Origin of the sequence: Pedobacter sp. MC2016-24 (assembly GCF_015223055.1) — a bacterium.
GTDB lineage: Bacteria > Bacteroidota > Bacteroidia > Sphingobacteriales > Sphingobacteriaceae > Pedobacter.
The window spans coordinates 1-19,020 of the sequence record NZ_JADFBX010000017.1 but is presented as its reverse complement, the minus strand read 5'-3'; the positions used below and the strand labels follow the sequence as shown (position 1 = coordinate 19,020).

General features: G+C 36.6%; 13 protein-coding genes. 5 read left to right on the top strand and 8 right to left on the bottom strand.

The genetic code is table 11. The features are described from left to right. Position 1: 1 nt before the first annotated feature. Positions 2-934 (top strand): hypothetical protein, encoded by a 933-nt coding sequence (locus tag IM797_RS24450; protein ID WP_228099103.1) that lies wholly within the window; start codon positions 2-4, stop codon positions 932-934. A 241-nt stretch (positions 935-1,175) separates the two neighbouring features. Further along, entirely contained in the window at positions 1,176-1,754 is a 579-nt protein-coding gene (locus IM797_RS24445) for an alpha-1,2-fucosyltransferase (protein WP_228099100.1), read from the top strand. Positions 1,755-1,769: 15 nt separating this feature from the next. Here the strand turns inward: IM797_RS24445 and IM797_RS24440 are convergent, their stop codons facing one another. The 8 genes from IM797_RS24440 to IM797_RS24405 form a co-directional block, all read right to left on the bottom strand. Beyond that, positions 1,770-3,206: an MOP flippase family protein gene (locus IM797_RS24440; RefSeq protein ID WP_194129841.1), complete on the bottom strand. Its 1,437-nt coding sequence runs from the start codon at positions 3,204-3,206 to the stop codon at positions 1,770-1,772. Positions 3,207-3,238: 32 nt separating this feature from the next. Next, positions 3,239-4,441: a glycosyltransferase family 1 protein gene (locus tag IM797_RS24435; protein ID WP_194129840.1), complete on the bottom strand. Its 1,203-nt coding sequence runs from the start codon at positions 4,439-4,441 to the stop codon at positions 3,239-3,241. Beyond that, complete coding sequence (locus tag IM797_RS24430; RefSeq protein WP_194129839.1) at positions 4,441-5,541, bottom strand: glycosyltransferase family 1 protein; 1,101 nt, start codon at positions 5,539-5,541, stop codon at positions 4,441-4,443. The genes IM797_RS24435 and IM797_RS24430 overlap by 1 nt, the downstream gene beginning before the upstream one ends. Then, positions 5,538-6,761: a glycosyltransferase gene (locus tag IM797_RS24425; protein ID WP_194129838.1), complete on the bottom strand. Its 1,224-nt coding sequence runs from the start codon at positions 6,759-6,761 to the stop codon at positions 5,538-5,540. The genes IM797_RS24430 and IM797_RS24425 overlap by 4 nt, the downstream gene beginning before the upstream one ends. After that, positions 6,758-7,810: an O-antigen ligase gene (locus tag IM797_RS24420; protein WP_228099098.1), complete on the bottom strand. Its 1,053-nt coding sequence runs from the start codon at positions 7,808-7,810 to the stop codon at positions 6,758-6,760. The genes IM797_RS24425 and IM797_RS24420 overlap by 4 nt, the downstream gene beginning before the upstream one ends. A 513-nt stretch (positions 7,811-8,323) precedes the next feature. Continuing rightward, positions 8,324-9,499, bottom strand: a complete 1,176-nt coding sequence (locus IM797_RS24415; RefSeq protein WP_194129836.1) for a glycosyltransferase — start codon at positions 9,497-9,499, stop codon at positions 8,324-8,326. Next, positions 9,499-11,649, bottom strand: coding sequence for a lipopolysaccharide biosynthesis protein (locus IM797_RS24410; RefSeq protein ID WP_194129835.1), 2,151 nt, complete (start codon positions 11,647-11,649; stop codon positions 9,499-9,501). Before IM797_RS24410 ends, IM797_RS24415 begins: the two co-directional genes overlap by 1 nt. Further along, entirely contained in the window at positions 11,649-12,350 is a 702-nt protein-coding gene (locus IM797_RS24405; RefSeq protein ID WP_194129834.1) for a TolC family protein, read from the bottom strand. The genes IM797_RS24410 and IM797_RS24405 overlap by 1 nt, the downstream gene beginning before the upstream one ends. Positions 12,351-12,797: 447 nt before the next feature. On the opposite strand from IM797_RS24405, the gene IM797_RS24400 reads away from it, so the two are divergent. From IM797_RS24400 to IM797_RS24390, 3 genes are read left to right on the top strand one after another with little or no spacing between them, the layout of a single operon-like run. Next, entirely contained in the window at positions 12,798-15,932 is a 3,135-nt protein-coding gene (locus tag IM797_RS24400; protein WP_194129833.1) for an Ig-like domain-containing protein, read from the top strand. Between the two features lies 1 nt (position 15,933). After that, positions 15,934-16,866, top strand: a complete 933-nt coding sequence (locus IM797_RS24395) for a type IX secretion system membrane protein PorP/SprF (protein ID WP_194129832.1) — start codon at positions 15,934-15,936, stop codon at positions 16,864-16,866. Between the two features lie 10 nt (positions 16,867-16,876). Then, positions 16,877-19,006, top strand: coding sequence for an OmpA family protein (locus IM797_RS24390; RefSeq protein ID WP_194129831.1), 2,130 nt, complete (start codon positions 16,877-16,879; stop codon positions 19,004-19,006). The last annotated feature ends 14 nt before the right edge of the window (positions 19,007-19,020 follow it).

Sequence of the window (19,020 nt, the reverse complement as noted above, 5' to 3'; positions counted from 1 at the left end):
GATGAATAAAATATTTAGCTTATATGTCTATTTGAAATATGGGAAGCTTCCAGTAGACGTGCGCTACTACTACAGAGATACCTATTATTGCAAACTGGTACAGCTAAAATATTTTATAAAAGATTACATTACCAAACCTATATATAAAAGGACATCTTTTAGTGGAGAGTTTGCGCCTGAACTACAATTTGCTTTGCCATTTGCTTATTGGCACTATAAAAATGGCACTTTGCTAAGTACAGAAGCTTCCACTTACACCAACGAACTTTACTTTTTTTCTCCTAAACATTCAGAGACCTTTAAAACACGAAGTAATGAGGGAAATTATAATTTCGAAATGCCAAGAATTTTATATAGCCAGGACTATGATATGCGAAAGTGGCTGCCCGTACCATTAAAGGAACACTATCGGAATGAGATTTATGTTTATGGAAAACCAATCCTAATCATTGCCAACCGTTATAACATGGAGTGGGATGGCCCTCCTATCAGCTTTTACAGTATTGAAATTTTAGAGGCTATAATTAGTAAATTAAAAACCACCTATACAATCATTTATAACCGTCCGCGCCCTCAAAACATCACTATGGATAACAGTGACATCTATGACATGGATGAATATCAATGGCTAGAAAAAAATCATCCCGAGGTTATTTTGATGGAGGATTTATATAAGGAAAATAAAGCGGGTGCAAATAATTTTAATCACTTGCAGCTTATGGTTTATGCGAATGCTGATAAATTTATATCTATCCATGGTGGTACTGCAACATTAGCAAGCTATTTTGGTGGGGTTAACCTGATTTTATCCAGAAAAGGTCCAGAACACCACTTCGGTTGTTATCATAAGCTTTATCCGAAATTTTCGGGTGCGAAAATTTTACATGCAAAAACAGATGGAATGGTTATGGAGTTTATAAACACACATTTTTAACAGCGAAATTATGATAGGAGTAGAATATAAAGGACGACTAGGAAATCAGTTATTTCAGTTTGTATTTTATCAATATTTAAAATCAAAAAAAAGGTCAACCTTATTCTTTTTACAGAATCCACATCATGCATCCGTCACCAAGTATTTTGATCTGGAACCAGATGGATCTAATACTGGTACGCGATTTTATGAGATTTTCACCCGTTTATTGGTAAAATTTGTAAAATTTAAACATATATATATGCAAAATTTTGTGGGGCCCAGAGAAATCTTACCACAAGATAATACCATTTATCATGGATATTTTCAAACAGACTGGTACCTAAACCAGCTTAAAGGTAGGATAAGTTTAAAGGTTAAGGAGAAATACTTTAAAGATTTTTGCAGTAAATTTGATCCTATTTTTAAAAACCATAAAACTATAGTCATACACATCAGAAGAACAGATTATTTAAGCTACGGAAAAAGGGATATCTCTTTACCTGTTTCTCATTTTCAGGCCCAGCTTAAAACAATTGCGGACATAGAGACCTATAAGGTAATATTTGTCAGTGATGACATGGAATTTGTTAAAAAAGAATTTCCAAAACAACCCAATTATATATTTTCTTCAAATGATGAGATTACAGACTTCCAGCTAATACAACACGCTGATATTGCTATTATCTCTAACAGTACTTTTGCCTGGTGGGCGGCATACCTTAGTCCGAAAAACAATTACGTAATCGCACCAAAAAACTGGATGGGCTTTAGGCTAGGCAGATCACATCCTAAAGGAATTATGACAGAGAAGTTTTATTGGGCAGAGGTCACAGATTAGGACTCAGCTCAAATTTCACATACTCTTCCTCAGTGCTTTAATTTCTGAAATTGACAGTTTATATTTTAAAGTAAGTGCGCCAAAAATTGCACCTCCTATAATAATCTCCATTGAGGTATGAAATACGCCTACATGACCTACAAATGTCTTATATAGATACACACCAAACATCATAATTACACTAAATAGTACTGGTTTAAAGAGATTTTTGAAAAAGCCGCCAAGAAAATTACCTATTAGCGACTGTACCATTGCAAAATTTATAATTAAATTAATTAAGGTAGCTAATACCAATGCCCAGGCAACCCCAGTTGCCAATGCGTATTTTCCTAAGAAATAAATAAGTGGGATCTTTACGGCAAGTGTAGCAATGTTTAAATAAAACAGCAGGTTTGGCTTCCCTTTTGAAAAAGCGAGTGTAAATAATGGGTGTGCAAGGCACATAAAAACACTAGCGATAACCATAATTTTTATCAGGCCAATTGTAGGATCCCAGCCAGGCCCATAAAACAAGGGGACAACACTGTCCGCAGTAATATATAAGCCAGCCAGCAATGGAATATTACAGTAACTTAGAAAATCAAGTATTTTAATGTAAGCCCTCTTCATTTCCGACGCATCCTCTTTCATCTTCGCTACAATCGGGTAAGCAACTTGCAAAACAATTGGATTTAACCTGCTAATTGGAAACACAGCTAGTTGGGTAGCTAATGTATAATAGCCAAGCAGCTTAATGCCTAACATACTTCCGATGAGCATATTGTCAGAATTGCTTTGTATAAAACCGACAATACCATCACCAAGATTATAAATTCCAAAACGAATATGTTCTTTGACCTCCTGGTATTTAAAATGCCATTTTACTTTAAATAAGTCCCTGCCAAAAAAAATCTGAGCAAGTGTCTTATACAGCTGCATAATCAGCTGTCCGTAAATGAGTGAATATTCTTTGAATCCATTATAGGCAAACAATATAGTAACAACTGTTGCGATGACGATGGCTGAAATATCGATTATTGCCAAGGTTTTAAAACGAAGTTCCTTTTGCATCAAAATCGAATAAATCTGGCCAAAATATACGATTAGGAAAAAAAGTGAAGCAACTTTGATAATTTGATCTAATCTAGGTTCATGATAAAAGTCAACGATTAAAGGAGAGCTTAAGTAAATAACGACGAAAATAAAAAAACCAAGAAAGAGGTTAAGAAAATATAGTGACGACAGGATATTCTTGTCTTCCTCTTGTTTATAAATAATAGAATTGTTAAAACCAAGATTAGTAAACATACTAAAAAAGCCAATGATCATCGTACTAATACTAACAATACCAAATGCAGCTGGTTCCAATAATCTTGCTATGATTGCAATCTGTAGAAACTGACATACTGTTGAAATAACTGTAGAAATTGTAATCCATTTACCTCCGTTTAATGCCTTCTGCTTATTGCTCATACTTATTATTCTTTTTAAAATTTTATATCAATTTACAACAATGATTTTTGATAACCATAAATTGTTTGCTCAACAAAATTATCCCAGCTAAATTTTTCAGCTTGTTTAATTGATTTAATTGAAAGTTCAGCCCTTAAAGATTCGTTCTGATATAAGTTCAGCATCTGTTGAGATAAAGCTGTTCCATCTCTTGGATCAATTAAAATCCCAGCTTCCCCTACTACTTCTGGCAAAGAAGATGTATTTGAGGTGACTACTGGTAAACCACACTGCATAGCTTCTAATGGCGGCAAACCAAAGCCTTCATAAAAAGAAGCATAAATAAACCCAAATGCGCCACTATACAGGTAGGCCAGATCGGCATCATCAACAAAACCAGTCACTATAATTCTGGATTTGAAACGATTCGCATTCTTGATAGCCGAAAATATAGGGTCGAAATCCCAGCCCTTACTACCAATTAAAACGAGGTTGAGATCATGAATTGCTTCTTGCTCCACTAAATGAATAAAGCTACGGATGATCTGATCGACATTTTTCCTGGGTTCTAAAGTACAAAGACTTAAGAAATAAGGCTGTTCTGCGATCCCATATTTAGCTTTTATAGTTTCAATTTTTAATTGATCATCGATTTTATGGAACCGAGATCTTGAGGCAGCAAGATGGGTAACAAATACCCTATTTGGATCAATAGGATAATGTGTACACAAGTCATTTTTAGTTGAATTTGAAACACAAAAAAACCACCCTTCATTTATGGCGCTTTCAATAGCTACTGCCACCAAAGGTCTTCCGTTATCTTCAAAATATTCGGGATGTAAAATCGGAATTAAATCGTGAACAGTTAAAAAAGATTTCGTTTTATGTTGGTTAATCACAGCTTCTGGAATAGGCATATAAGGTGAGTGATAAACATCGCTAATTTTTAAAAGCTTTTCTAAATTAGTTTCTAATCGATTTATTGGCCACAAATTCAGTTGATGAGTCCTGTTCCTTACTTTCTCTACTAGTCTGTCCTTATTAGTGGGATAAACGATATGCTGGTCGTAATCTTTTTGTTCTTTTAAAAAAGAATTCGCATCTCTACTAAAGTTGGTTGCAACCAAAGACAGGTCGCAGTTCTTGCGTCCATCGATTCCTTTGACCAACTGATCAACAACTCTAAAAACACCTGTTCTACCTGTTGGGTTTGCATAAGCAGCTCCTAAAGCCATCGCGTCTATAATGATTTTCATTAAGCCAGTGTTTTATACAAATTTAGCGTATGCTGAATACAATCAGCTAACGGAAACAATTTAATTCGTTCCGCTCCCTTGGATATTAATTCTTTCCTAATATTAGAGTGCATTAAAACAGAAGTAATCTGATGAATCAGATCTTCTTTACTGTGTTTACTGAAAAACACTGCAGCATCTCCCGCCACCTCTTTGAAACAGTCAATGTCACTTAGCAACACGGGGCATCGTGCTTTAAATGCTTCCAGAATTGGCAAACCAAAGCCTTCGTATAACGATGGATAAACAAAAAGCACTGCATTTTGATAAAGAAAATTAAGCTCCTCATCGGTAACCTGCACATGCGAAACGCTATTTGTCAGTTTATTTCTAATCAACAGTTCCTGATCGGCTATTCCTAACGTCCCTCCTCCACTTAATACCAATTTAATTTCAGGGAATCTAAAGTTGATCTCTTTAAATGCCTCAATAAATAAATAAAAATTTTTGTAACCACTTCTATCACCTACAAATAATATGTATTGATCAGGTAAACTTTTTATATTTTGAAATACCAACGGTGTGTCAATATCAATTCCATGGTAAATAACACTAATTTTATCTTCAGAAACATTACTTAATTCAAGGAGGTCATTTTTGGTGGTTTCAGAAATTGCTATTATACGATCAGCCTTTTCAATGTTAATTCGCTTCTGATAAGTCAGGGGATCGTTTGCCCAAAAATATTCAGGCAGTCGTTCATATGTCATATCATGAATAGTAGTAACCATAGGCTTTTTAAGATCTTTTATAAAATAAGGATCATAATAAGTAGGATGAAAAATATCAAAGTCGTTTTTACGAAGCAGACGAGTACAATAAGCTTCATTTAAATTATAAATCCGTTTTCCCAGAATAGTTTTAGATAGTTTTCGGCCAACTGCATTATTAAAGGCTTGATATTCATCTTTAATGTAATGATTATCAGAATATAATAAACCTAATTGATAATCAAAATCAGGTTCATTTTTAATTTCCTGAATAATACTGGCAAAATAACGGCTTATACCACCATACTTTTGGGTAGTAAATTTTTGATGGTCAAAAAAAACTTTTATCATATCGTTTTATTAGAAGAGGCATATTGATAAAATTCTGCGATAAGTGTACTAAATTCTGTAAGTCTTTTTTCCCAGGTATTTTCCGAAGCAACTAAAAGTCTCGCTTTTTTTGCCTGATCATTGTTCTGACTTATAGAATCAGCTATGGCACCCGTAAATTCTTGAGCGCTACTACAATAGTAAACTGTATCTCTAGTAAATACTTTAAGGTCAGGATTGAAGTCTGTTGCGATTACCGGCTTGCCTGCGCCCAGGTATTCAAAAAGTTTCAAAGGAAAAATAGTCGCGCTAACTTCATCTTTTTTGAATGGAATAATTGCGACATCAAATCCTTTTATTACAGAAGGCATTAAATCATACGGGATTCTACCTATAAAATGAACGTTATCCATTTGACGAAATCCATCTGGTATGTATTGTTCTGAAACTGGACCCGCAAAAACGAAGTTCACAGCAGGATTGAGTAAAGCCAGCTTAGCTAAAAGATCAAAATCCATTCTCCTTTCTATATTACCGAAATATCCAACCCTCGGTCCTGCAATTTCTCCCACAAGTGGGTGGACCTCAAGTGAAGGATCCATGGCTTTTACACTATGTTCAAGATCTGCTGCATTAGGTATAAAAAAGGTGTTGATATTTTCTGCCTTTTTCTCGCGATAGAGCTGTAGACTAGTACATACAATCAAATCTGCATTTTTCACAATCATGTGTTCTGAAACAATCCCGTGCCTTCTATCGTGATCGATGACTAATGGATCTACGCAATGATACACAGAAAGTATTGGCTTTAGCGCTATAGAGACATCCGGATAATGAAAGTTAAAAGAATTTATAAAGACAAGCTCATTTATTTTCATTCGAGTCATAATCTGCTTTAACCTCCTGATGATTAAATTTTCGCTTCTCCTTAATAACCAACGATAAATCCAGTTCTCTGGTAAAAAATTGATTGACAATACTGGTGGAAGAATTAAAATCTTCAGGTTTTCAATATCGGTATCCAATAAACATAAGGAAGAATTGAAAAATGCCTTTCTACGTTTATTAAATTCAGAAGTATGTCGATTAAGAAAATAATCTTTAACCGTGTAAGGATAATCAATATAATAAACTTTATTATAGCGGGCTAAAAATTTAGCTGTAGTGAAACTGGTAGATTCAAATTGTCCGTCAAATTTTGCAATTCCGAATATAAAAATCACTTTCTTCTCTAAGATCATACCTCTGGGCTTGAAACTTGTTTCTCCTGATCCAAACGATAGGTTACATTGATCAGGGCAATAAATAAATAAAAAAACACATTGAGTGGGAACTGCACAATAGCCTCTTGCGGAAAATTACCAATATTGATAGCGAAAATCATCAACACCATTGCCAGACAGTATGTTTTAAGTTCAGGATCTTTAATCTTAAAATAATTGTTAATTCCTGTTTTAAGCACAATAAACATCAGACAACAGATTAGAAATAAGCCAACCCAACCAAGTTCCACAGCAACCCTTACATAACCACTATCCGGTGGAAATTGGGCAAGGAAAGAGTATGGAGCAAAACGAACTCCCCATACGCCGGTGGATCCTAAGCCCCCACCTATAGGATGAGACCTGATAAATGGTTGAATCTTCTTTTGGTTTTCAACCCTAACATTATAAGAGGCATCATTATTTGGCCTAAATGCAGTTTGAAATCTTGCCAGATTGGAATTAGATGTTGGTACATTAATCAGTCCAATCATAAAAACTGCAAAAATCCCTGTAAAAATTAGAACACGCAGGTTGAATTTTAATATAAATAGCAATCCCATTGCTGCAGGTAAAAGTACATAAGCCGCACGCGTACCCGAAAAGAGCATTACAAAAAAGAATAATAATGCCATTAAACTAAACAGAATTTTGAGATTCCTGCTTGAAGGCCCAAAAAGCATACAAATACAAAAAATTCCACTGGCCACCATATTATATGAAAAAGCAACGGGGTCTGAGAAAATAGACGACTTTCGCCAGTGTCCATCTATATACAATAATGCCTGAAGCATGGGATCATTATTTAATGCTCGTTCTTCATAGGCAAAAAAACCAAAATATTCTTGTTTGATGGCATAAAGTGCGGCAAATACTGAAAGAGTAAGCCAGAATTTGATAATCAACCGAATGAATGCCACGGTTTTGATCTGATAGTTAAAAATAAAATATGAAAGCATAACTCCCGCAACTGACCGTATGGTGTATACCCAGGCCAAGCGAGATTCCGCTGCCGGATTAATTACCATGAGGACGTTATAAAAGATCCATATCAATATGATGGTTGTAGTGGCATTTTTAAAAATCTCCCAATTGGGTTCAAATTTTTGCTTAAGCAGAAAGCCTATTAAAAGCAAAACCAAAGTGGCGTCCATTAGCGTACCAAGAGGAAAATCTATTCCAAAACCCAATACATACATTAGCAAATAAGCCATAATCAGGTAAAGAATGACACCGAATTTAGGATACCTGACGATAAAATAAATTAAAACAGGTCCACCTGTAACAGCCAAAAAGAATATTGCGCCTTTTACACCCATCAATGTGGTTAAAAAAGCTAAAACTGATGCCATCAATGTCAAAAATATAACAAAAAAGACAACCATGATTTTGGGGTTGACACTACTTAACCGCTCTGACAGTTTATTCATTAAAAAAACAGAATTTTAAAAAAGAAAAACGTTAAACTCAATAATACCAAAGCTATTGCTACTTTACGTTTAAGGTTAACGATTATCCTTTCTTGTTTTTGAACGCGGTCTTCAAATTCTATTCTCATAACCTTCATGTTTTGTTGATATTGAAATCTTATTTGCCTTCCAGGCTTTCGTCAGTGAAATAAGTTGAAAGAAGATAAATTTAGGTACGCTTTTTAGTGAAGCATAAATCCTTTGATCTGTATTTGAACTCCACAATGCAACAAAAAAGAAAAGCACGAAGAACAGTATACTAAATGTCCACAAACTTGCCGCCATTATACTTCCTGTCAAAAGGTTAATAAGCAAACAACCTAAAGCAAGTATGAGAAAAATGAACAACGGTGGTCTTAATAAAACAAATCCAAATATGAACTGGTTTCTATCAAATCGATAAATTCCCTTAAACAAAATATGAAAACCATATTTAAAATATTTAAACCATGTATTTATCCATCTGCTTCTCTGATTAACCAATTGTTCAGTCTTAGCCGTTTTTTCGTCAAAAACAACAGCATGTTCATTGAAGGCTATACGTTTATTGTTCAGCAAAATCCAGGCCTGCAAAACCTTGTCAAAACCAGCACCTGTAACCTTATGTGTATTCAAAAACGAAATGTATAAACTAGTTCTGAAAGCCATACCGGAACCAGATAAAGTTGCAGACGACCCGGATTGATACAATAATTTCCCATCGTAAAAATGATAATAAATATCTCTTGCAGCATCAAGACAGGCAATCTTTCCATCCAGATTTTTTGCTGCTCTTAAACCCTGTACAGCATCAAATCCTTGCGAAAAGTTAATGTTCAGCTGATTTAGATATTCAGGATCAACCAGATTATCACTATCTACAATGGTAATACAGTCATGGGCTCTTTTAAAATTTTGAATAGCGTAAGCATGGGAGGCAGTATTGCTGGCTAACACATCTTCGGGACGCAACAGTATCACCCTGGGATCTTCAAAATGTAATTCACTAATATCACAGTTGTCTGCTACAATATAAATCAGATAGTTAGAATAGTTAAGTTTTAAAATTGAACCAATAACGCTCACTAAAGTATTTGTATACTGAAAGGCAGTAACTATAATGCCATAATCAATAATATCAGGTTCTTTGGTTATGGTTTTCCTTACTGGAGAAAAAAAAAGGCAAAAAAGATATAATAATCCTGGAAACAAAAGATTGTAACCTAAAATAAACTGTATTGCAAGCCAGAAAGCTTTTAAAATCTCCATTACTCTAAATCAGATGGTGTCATATTCAATATCCAACCTTTAAACAAGCCGGTAGCCCTCAGGTAGTCAATATTTATTTTCTTTTGAGAATTAATCGCCAGACCAGATTTGAAGACACCGATAATACCGTCACAAAAGGTAAACCATTCTTTTGATTGATTAATACCATCTAAAGGAGCCGTTTCAATGATAATAATATCAAATTTTGTCCTAGCCCAATCTAATCTATCTTTAATTATATCCTGCCCTGCTAATTCCATTATAGAAGTATCTCCACCTTTGTTTGGGAGAAAAGATGCAAATCCTATACTTGTTTGAGCATCTGTGTTCATGACGGATCCATCTCGAAGAAAATCTTCCAAGTACGGTGAAGTTTTGCTTAAAGGTGTCAAATGAGGAGAATTGAAGTTTCCATCAATAACCAATACTTTATGATTCGTCATTTTCCAAGCAAAAGCAAGACTTATAGAAAATAAGCTTTTACCCTCTTTAGCACCCAAACTGGTAACAGCGATAACTTTGCCTTTGACGTCATTTTCAATCTCATACCGAATTGACCTAAGCGCATTTTTAAATTCCCGCTCCGCTTTAGAGGTATTATCATCTTTCCAAATCCTGTACAGGTCGACCTTACCCGTTGAGATATAATTCAGTGATCCCAGTACCGGTGACTGACTTGTGTTAGCCAAATCTTTAGCTGTAATAATATTATTATTTAAGTAATATAGTACAAAGATGACAAGGACACAAAAAACTAAACTGATAATTCCACTCAAAATTACTAAAAGCATTTTCTTTGAGGGTTGTGCTACTCCAGGCATTGCTGCCTGAACAACATTTAACTTAACTTCAAAATCAGATTCCAGACTACTTTGATTATATTTATTTAATACATCCAAATACTCCTTCGTCGCAATATCCAATTTCATCTCAAAAGATTGAACTTCAGCTTCTCTTGGAACAAGCTGATCAAATTGCCCATTCAATTTCTTTAGCTCACGCTCAAGTGAATTAATGCTGTATCTGGAGATATCAAGCTTAACTTCTAGTCCAAGTTTTTCCTCTACAAGCGCTTGCTTGGTAGAGAGGGGACTAACTATATACTGATCGGCTGATTTGTTAATTTGCTCTCCCAATTTTTGCTGTAGCGAATCAATAGATTGCTTATATCGCTCATCAAGATCATTTTTATAATAAAGATCGTATAAGGCACTCAATTCATCTTTTGTGTTAACAATTTTCTGATTAACCTTGGATAAGGTAGCTTCGATATATTTTCTGTCAACAGGGCTGAATTTATTATCAATCTCATTTAACGCACCGGCATAAGAAGATGTGTTCTGCGTTGCTTCCTGTTTTTTCTCCTCATAATCCATAATCCGGGTATAGAGTTGTTTGGATTGTTCATCGAGATTCAAGACTCTATTTCTAATCTTGTAGTTCCTTAGTTCCTCCATTCTTTTGCTTAAAGTATCACTTTTTTTATTGAGCAGATTACTTAAGAAATTAGTCGTCTTAACCTGATTTGCGCGCACTTGAGTGGAATAATATTTAACAAATTCAGCGGCTAGCGTATTCGAAACAAATGCAGATAACTCAGGATTTTCGGATTCAAATTGAACAACGATAAAATCTGAATCACCCGATCGATAAACCATTAGCTTATTAGTAATATTATCGCTATCATATTGCATCGAGCGGATCTGGTCGTAAAGAATCTTTTCTTTTGAATTATATAAATTTAAACTTAGCTGCTTATTATACATTGTCAGATAAGCAGCTACATCATGTTTTTTTTGCTCAGTACTTAGTGTTGTAATTTGAGAACTCAACTTTCGGAACGGCTTTGATGAAGTGAGATCATGAATAACCAGTTGATATGAAATCTGATCCAATATTCTTTTCATCCGGATCATAGACATTAGGTTACTAAACTCCTGGGCAACCTGCTGTGCCTGTGGACTGCTCTGGGCAAGTAAATTTTGTTTTGTATCGTCAACAATTCCTGTGGAAATCTGCGCCTGGGACATATAAGAATCAGGAAGATTACGGACCAGAAAATAAGTAATAATCAAAGTGATAACCGGTATAATAATTAAGATTATACGATACTTTTTTAGAAGGCTTAAAAATTTAATGATCTCTTCCATTACTTAATTTCTTCCAGTTTTTTTACAGTTAATTCTTCTAACGCAGCTTTGGCTGTAACAAAATTAATTTCTGCCTGTATCTTGGCTTGATAAGCTTGATTGTAACTCGTTGAAGCATTGTTATACTGTTCCAGCGTGGTTTCAGCTTTTTGATATTTAATTTTAAATATATTGTAATTGTTTTCTGCCTCTAAAAAAGCATTATTAACAGGGGTTATTATTTTTTGGCACTGCAGATACATAAAATATCGTTTCTTAACTTCGGCTTCCAACTGAAGATTGTATTCATCAAGGTTATACTGCGCGAGTTTAACCTGTTCTTTAGCTTTTTTTACCTGGCTTGGCTTAGCGAGTAACGAGCCTGGATTAATGGAAACACCAAATTGATATCCGTTCAAGATGTCAGAGGTTTTAATATCAACAGCATTGGTATTTGCATCATTAGACCTAAATACATATTGGAAAGAAAAAGGGTCCAACCAAGATGCCCTTGCTCCTGCAAGATCACTTTTGGCCGCATTGACCTGGGTACCAAAAGCTTTCAGCCTCGGGTAATTATCTTTGGCTGTCGCAATTAGCTTCTCAACATATAAAGTAGAAATATCAGCAAGGACATCTTTGTCCTGCGCTTTTAAATTCTGGAAAAGGAATAAAGGTAAAATTAAAATAAAATTTAACTTAATGATCATTGTTTTACTCATAAGTAGTGCTGTAAAGATAAATACAAATTTATGAAGCGGTTGGTATTAATATTATACCATCTTACAATTATAATGGCAAATTTGTTTCTACATAATTTGATCTGATAAAAATACTAAAAAAAACAAGATACACTTCTCCCTGCTCAAATATAATGGACTTCAATATGAATTAAGAAAAGGAACAAATGTAGGAGTTTGTTAAAAAGAACAATTAAACGATTACCTCAATCGAGGATATTTGGGGATATTTGGGGATATTTTTTATCACAATTGTGATTTTTTTTCACGCTTTTTAACGAAAAAAACAATTATACAAATCCTATGAAACCAAAATTAACTATAAATCGTACTTTTGGGTACTTAAATAACCGATTAATTTAATCTAATGTTTTTTGAGTGAAGTGGCTCCATTTTTGGTAAATAAATTATTGTTACTATTTCAATTTTATGATGAAAATTTTACGCCTGTTCTTACTATTCCTCTTAATTGGGCTTGGTATTGTTCAAACTGCTTCGGCTCAGTTCCCCTATGTTGAAAGCTTTAGAAATGCTACAGCTCCGGGCATTAGCTTTGGCGGTGCCCCATCTGCATTTTTAACTGCTGGCGGTAGTGGATTTGACGGAACAAATCACTTTGGAACACCAATTGATCCCAATGGGAACGGCTATTTGAGGCTAACAAATAATACAAATGACCAAAAAGGATATGCCATAAGTACAGCTAACTTCCCATCTTCGAATGGATTAAGTGTATTGTTTGAATACTATATTTACGGAGGAAATGGAGCTGATGGAATAAGTTTTTTCCTATTTGATGCGAATGCGTCCCCATTTAATATCGGTGGGTTCGGCGGTTCGTTGGGCTACGCACAGTATACCAATACAACTCCAATATCCCCAGGAGTTAGTAAAGGTTATTTATCGATCGGATTGGATGAATATGGTAACTTCTCTAATCCTGTCGAGGGAAGACAGGGCGGTGTTCCTGGGTTAAAACCAGGTTCGATTACTTTAAGAGGTAAAGGAGATGGCACCGCATTAACTCCAGACAACTATAAGTTTCTAACTACGGCCAAAATGGATGATTTTGGCTTTCCATTGGTGGGGGATGCTGCAGCTAGAAGACCTGATTCTACAAATGCAGGTTACAGACGGGTATATATGGATTTAGATCCGAATCCCGCTGGCGGATACAATATTACGGTAAGAGTTACTAAAGGGGGCATACCTACTACAACAAAAACAGTAATCAGCAATTATTATTATAGCGAGGCTGCTCCTCAAAACCTTCGTTATGGTTTTGCATCTTCTACCGGTGATCAGACCAATTTTCACGAAATTCGAAATGTAGCTATAGATGCATATAATATTGCTGGCTTAACCAATCCTCTTGCAGCAAATGATGTGCTTACTCTATGCCAGGGTAAACAAGCTATTATAGACGTAGCGGCAAATGACAAAACTACGAACCCTGGTGCCACTATCGTCAAAGCTTCCATAGACCTAGACCCCAATGTGCCTGGCATCCAAAATACATATTCAATACCTGGAAAAGGAACTTTTTCTTTAAATTCTCAAGGTTCTGTACAATTTATTCCTGAATCTCCGTTTACCGGCAACGTGTCCTGCTCTTACAATATTAAGGATTCCTATGGAAAAATATCCAACACCGCATCGATTACTTTAACTTACGCTGCCGCCCCTGCCCAACCTGATGCAGGAGTTGACAGATTCCTAAATATAACCACACCAACTACTTTCTATCAACTCGAAGGTAGTAGTATAGGTACAAATACAGGGAAATGGACACAGGTTTCAGGACCTAATATCGCAGTATTTACCAATTCTGAACTTTATAATGCTACTGTAAGTAATCTTACAGGCGGCGTTTACATATTCAGATGGACTGTTACTTCTAGTGGGGGCTGTGAACTTTCTGACGATGTTCAAATTACTGTCAACCATCGTCCTGTTGCTAACGATGATAAGATTACGACCAACCTCAATACAAATATTCCTATTCCAGTTTTAGATAATGATACCGATGCAGACGGCAACTCCACCATTGATAGGGGAAGCATTCTGATTAAAAGCCAGCCTCAGCACGGCACTTTGGTGATTGATCCAGTTACTGGTATTGTTACTTACCGTCCATATTCAGGCTACAGTGGCTATGATTCATTTGTATACACCGTTAAGGACAATTATGGAGCTGAATCAAACACCGCTATTGTTACTATTGCCGTTAATATCAAACCAGAAGGAGCCCCAGATCTAGTCAGCACGCCCGCAGGTACTTCAGTCGTCATTCATGTCCTGGATAACGATCCTTCAAAAGTAGGAGCAACAGTAATCAAAAATACGGATCCATCAAATGGGACAATCGTTGTTAACCCAGATGGCACAGTAACTTATACTCCAAATACTGGATTTAGTGGAAAAGACACTTTTACATATATTATAAAAAATAAAGATGGATTGGAATCAGATCCGATTATTGTAACTGTAAATGTCAAGCCAGCAGGAAGCTCCGATCAGGCCTCTACTCCTGTTGGAACTCCCGTTATCATTTCTGTAAAAGACAATGACATTTCAAAAACAGGAACAACTGTTATTCCAGTAACAGCCCCTACTAATGGCGCGGTAATCGTAAATACAAATGGCACCACAACCTATACACCCAATGCTGGTTTCTCTGGAATAGATACCTACACTTACAAACTTAGAACATCTGATGGATTAGAATCTGATCCGATTACAGTAACCGTTACTGTTAAGCCTGTAGGATCACCAGATAACAGTGTAACCCGCGAAGGCACACCGATAAGCATCCCCGTGAAAAATAATGATTTGAGTAAAACAGGAACTTCCGTGAACATTAAAACTACTCCTGCGCATGGAACTGTTACAGTTAGCCCTACTGGTGAAATTCTTTATACGCCTGTCGCCGGCTATATCGGAACAGATATATTCACTTACACCTTAAAAACAGCAGACGGTACAGAATCTGATCCGATTACAGTAACCGTTACCATCAATCCAAAAATAACAATTAATGCCCCGGACATTACAGTACCTGGTGTATCTGGAAAGCCTCAGATTATTCCGATCACTAAAACACCTGGCACAACCATAGTCATAACAGATCCTCCAAAACATGGTACAGTTACTGTAGATCCCGTTACAGGAGAAGTCATTTATACGCCAGATGCAGATTATACAGGCCCTGATGATTTCACTTATGTAATTAAAGATGGCAATGGAAATCAGTCTAATCCAGGAAAAGTAACAATCAATGTAAAAACACCTGATCTGTTTATTCCCGGAGGCTTCTCCCCTAACAACGATGGAATCAATGATTTCTTTGTCATTGAAAATCCGCAGGGAAAACAAATCTCACTTGAAGTTTACAACAGATGGGGAAATAGAATTCACAAGGTTACTAAATACGAAAACAACTGGGCCGGAAAAACAACGGAAGGAGTTCACATCGGAGATGATGTACCAGCCGGAACTTATTATTACATCATTACCATTGACAATAAAGACAAACGTGTTGGATACATTACCATTAACAGATAAGATGAAAAGGCTAACAGGATTTATATTATTCTCCTACTTTATACTACTTCAAGGTACTGTAAAGGCTCAGCAAGACGCCATGTATACCCAATACATGTTCAATACCCTTGCAATCAATCCGGCCTATGCGGGCAGCCGGAACGTACTTTCAGCAACCGCATTGTTCAGAAACCAGTGGACGGGTATTGATGGTGCGCCGAAGACCGGAACATTCTCCATGGATGCGCCGATTTTGGATAATAAGATCGGTTTAGGTTTGCAGTTGTTTACCGACAAACTTGGCATCACACAAACAAATGGAGCTGTAGTTAGTGCAGCCTACAGGATCCGACTGGAAACGGGAACCTTAAGTTTCGGTATCCAGGGTAATTTCAGTCAATTTCGTGCAAACTTTACCGAAGTCTCATTAGGCAGCACACAGGGTTACGATCCTGCATTCGCAGATAATGTGAAGAAATTTCTTTTCAATGTTGGAACGGGTGTTTATTACAACTCCGACGATTTCTATGTCGGCCTTTCTGCTATGGATCTAATGCCAAACAACTTGACAAAATACACTACAAATGATGTTGTTGCCGGAAGTAAACAGGCGCTCCATGTATTTTTCTCTTCTGGAGTCGTACTACCGCTTGATGATGACTTTAAGATAAAACCCTCAGTACTTGTAAAAGGTGTAAAAGGTGCGCCGCTTGAAGCAGATCTAAATGCTGCACTTTGGATAAAAGATGTGTTTAGCATCGGGGCCCAATATAGGACCAGTGCAGACATTGGAGCCATGATCGAAATTCAGGCTACACCACAAATCCGGTTAGGCTATGCTTACGACCGAAGTACCACAGCATTAAAAAGCTTCAATTCAGGCAGTCATGAGATCATGTTGAGGTATGAATTTGGTACCAAAAGAGGAAAAACACTTTCACCTAGATATTTCTGATCCGTCAATTATGAAACTATACATATACCGTATCTCTATAGCGATTTGCATTTTATTGAGCTGTGCTGCAAAAACGAATGCACAAAGTACAGATCGTGATTTAAGCGCTGCAAAAGAGCAGTATTCATCTTTAAACTATATTTCTGCAATACCAGAATTGAAAAAGGTATTGAAAACAGATTCAAATAATATAGCTGCACTGGAAATGATTGCTTATAGCTATAAGATGATCAAAAATTACGATGAGGCTTTATTCTGGTATGAAAAATTGACCAAACAAAAACCACTTCAGGCAAAATGGGTATTGTACTATGCAGAAGCGCTTGCAAATAAGCAGCAATATGAACGCTCTGAAGGTTGGTACAGAAAATACCTGGCTATGGTGCCAGGCGATAACAGGGCCGTCTCATTTTCCAAAACTAAAACAAGTAACCTGAACAAAAACACGGGGAACTGGAAATTACAGTTTACCAATTTGAACAGTCAGGGTTCGGATTATGCGCCCACATATTATAAAAATGGCCTAATATTTAGCAGTAATAAAAAAACACCGAGACTGACAGGCCTGGTATATGGATGGGACAATGCACCATTCACCGACCTCTATTTTGTACCAAACCTCAATGACATCAAGACACTTGATCCTGACAGCCTGATCAATACCGCCAGAGGTAAAAAAAATATTGTTTACCGCTTTAACGACGATGATACAGCGCCAACGAGTAACGACAGCAAAACGCTGGGCCTGTACAACCCTACTTTACAAAGAGACACTTTAGCCTTCTTGTTATCTCAAACATTAGACATTAAGCCGGTTCCAGGAAATATCAACACCAAATATCATGAGGGCACATCCGCTGTATTTCCTGATGGATCCATCATCTTTACCCGCAACAATTATGAACATGGAACTGTACAAACCAGTAAAGACGGCATCAATAAACTTAAATTATTTATTGCCAGTGGCAACAATCTAAATACCATCACTCCTTTTCCATGGAATAGTAACGAATATGCCGTTGGCCATCCAACATTAAGCAAAGACGGAACGATATTGGTTTTCGCATCGGACATGCCTGGAGGATACGGTGGAACAGACCTGTATTATTGTGTACGATCTGGAAACAGTGCACAATGGACCCGTCCGGTCAACCTGGGCAAAAAAATCAATACTGAAGGTAACGAGATGTTCCCATTTTTAGACAAAGATGGAAACCTGTACTTCTCTTCAACCGGACATCCGGGATTAGGTGGGCTGGACATCTTCGAAGTTGATCTGAAAGAAATGAAAGCCATCAGTACGCCCAGAAACCTGGGTGTACCCATCAACTCCGCTACAGATGATTTTGGATTCATTAAAAGTGATGATGGAAAAACTGGCTTCCTCAGTTCGAACAGAAGAGGAAATGATGACATCTATAAATTCGAAAGGGCGACATATCGGATTTTATTGGAAGGAACAGTAACAGATGCGCGCACGCGGCTACCGTTACCAGGCAGTCGAATCCTGATGAGGCACTTAGATGGAACCGATACCATCCGAACCAATGCCAGAGGAGAATTTAAGCGGGAATTGCCAAAAGAAACCGACTACGAAACCACAACACAAAAAATTGGTTATGTTAGTCAGCTTGGATTTGTAACTTCCTTAGGCATTACCCAGGATTCAACAATCAGGATGGATATTCGTTTAAATAAAACAGAAACCGCACAACAATATGTACTGAACAATTGTGATTCTCTAAAAAAGGTCTTTGCAGTAAAGAACATTTATTATGATCTGGACAGATATGAGATCAGACCTGATGCAAGACCAGCACTGGATGAGTTGGCAGCCTTAATGAGAAAGTATCCTGAAATTACCATCATCACTTCGAGCCACTGCGATAGCCGTGCATCGGAAGAATACAACAGACGCTTGTCACTAAACCGTGGTGCCAACGCAAAAGCTTACCTGGTATCCAAAGGAATCAGGGCAGAAAGAATTAAAATAGAATACTACGGTAAAACCAGATTGGTTAACAGGTGCTACGATGGTGTAGAATGTTCAGAAGCAGATCAGCAATTGAATCGACGCACCGAATTCGATGTGATACTGAATGGTGTAAACATCACCCGTCAAAACTGCAACGACAGGTAGGAATTCACCATTCC

Coding starts and splice junctions, on each gene's coding strand:
- IM797_RS24405 (WP_194129834.1), bottom strand. CDS start 12,350: ATGAGTAAAACAATGATCATTAAGTTAAATTTTATTTTAATTTTACCT.
- IM797_RS24445 (WP_228099100.1), top strand. CDS start 1,176: ATGCAAAATTTTGTGGGGCCCAGAGAAATCTTACCACAAGATAATACC.
- IM797_RS24390 (WP_194129831.1), top strand. CDS start 16,877: ATGAAACTATACATATACCGTATCTCTATAGCGATTTGCATTTTATTG.
- IM797_RS24395 (WP_194129832.1), top strand. CDS start 15,934: ATGAAAAGGCTAACAGGATTTATATTATTCTCCTACTTTATACTACTT.
- IM797_RS24440 (WP_194129841.1), bottom strand. CDS start 3,206: ATGAGCAATAAGCAGAAGGCATTAAACGGAGGTAAATGGATTACAATT.
- IM797_RS24435 (WP_194129840.1), bottom strand. CDS start 4,441: ATGAAAATCATTATAGACGCGATGGCTTTAGGAGCTGCTTATGCAAAC.
- IM797_RS24430 (WP_194129839.1), bottom strand. CDS start 5,541: ATGATAAAAGTTTTTTTTGACCATCAAAAATTTACTACCCAAAAGTAT.
- IM797_RS24450 (WP_228099103.1), top strand. CDS start 2: ATGAATAAAATATTTAGCTTATATGTCTATTTGAAATATGGGAAGCTT.
- IM797_RS24415 (WP_194129836.1), bottom strand. CDS start 9,499: ATGGAGATTTTAAAAGCTTTCTGGCTTGCAATACAGTTTATTTTAGGT.
- IM797_RS24410 (WP_194129835.1), bottom strand. CDS start 11,649: ATGGAAGAGATCATTAAATTTTTAAGCCTTCTAAAAAAGTATCGTATA.
- IM797_RS24420 (WP_228099098.1), bottom strand. CDS start 7,810: ATGGTAATTAATCCGGCAGCGGAATCTCGCTTGGCCTGGGTATACACC.
- IM797_RS24425 (WP_194129838.1), bottom strand. CDS start 6,761: ATGATCTTAGAGAAGAAAGTGATTTTTATATTCGGAATTGCAAAATTT.
- IM797_RS24400 (WP_194129833.1), top strand. CDS start 12,798: ATGATGAAAATTTTACGCCTGTTCTTACTATTCCTCTTAATTGGGCTT.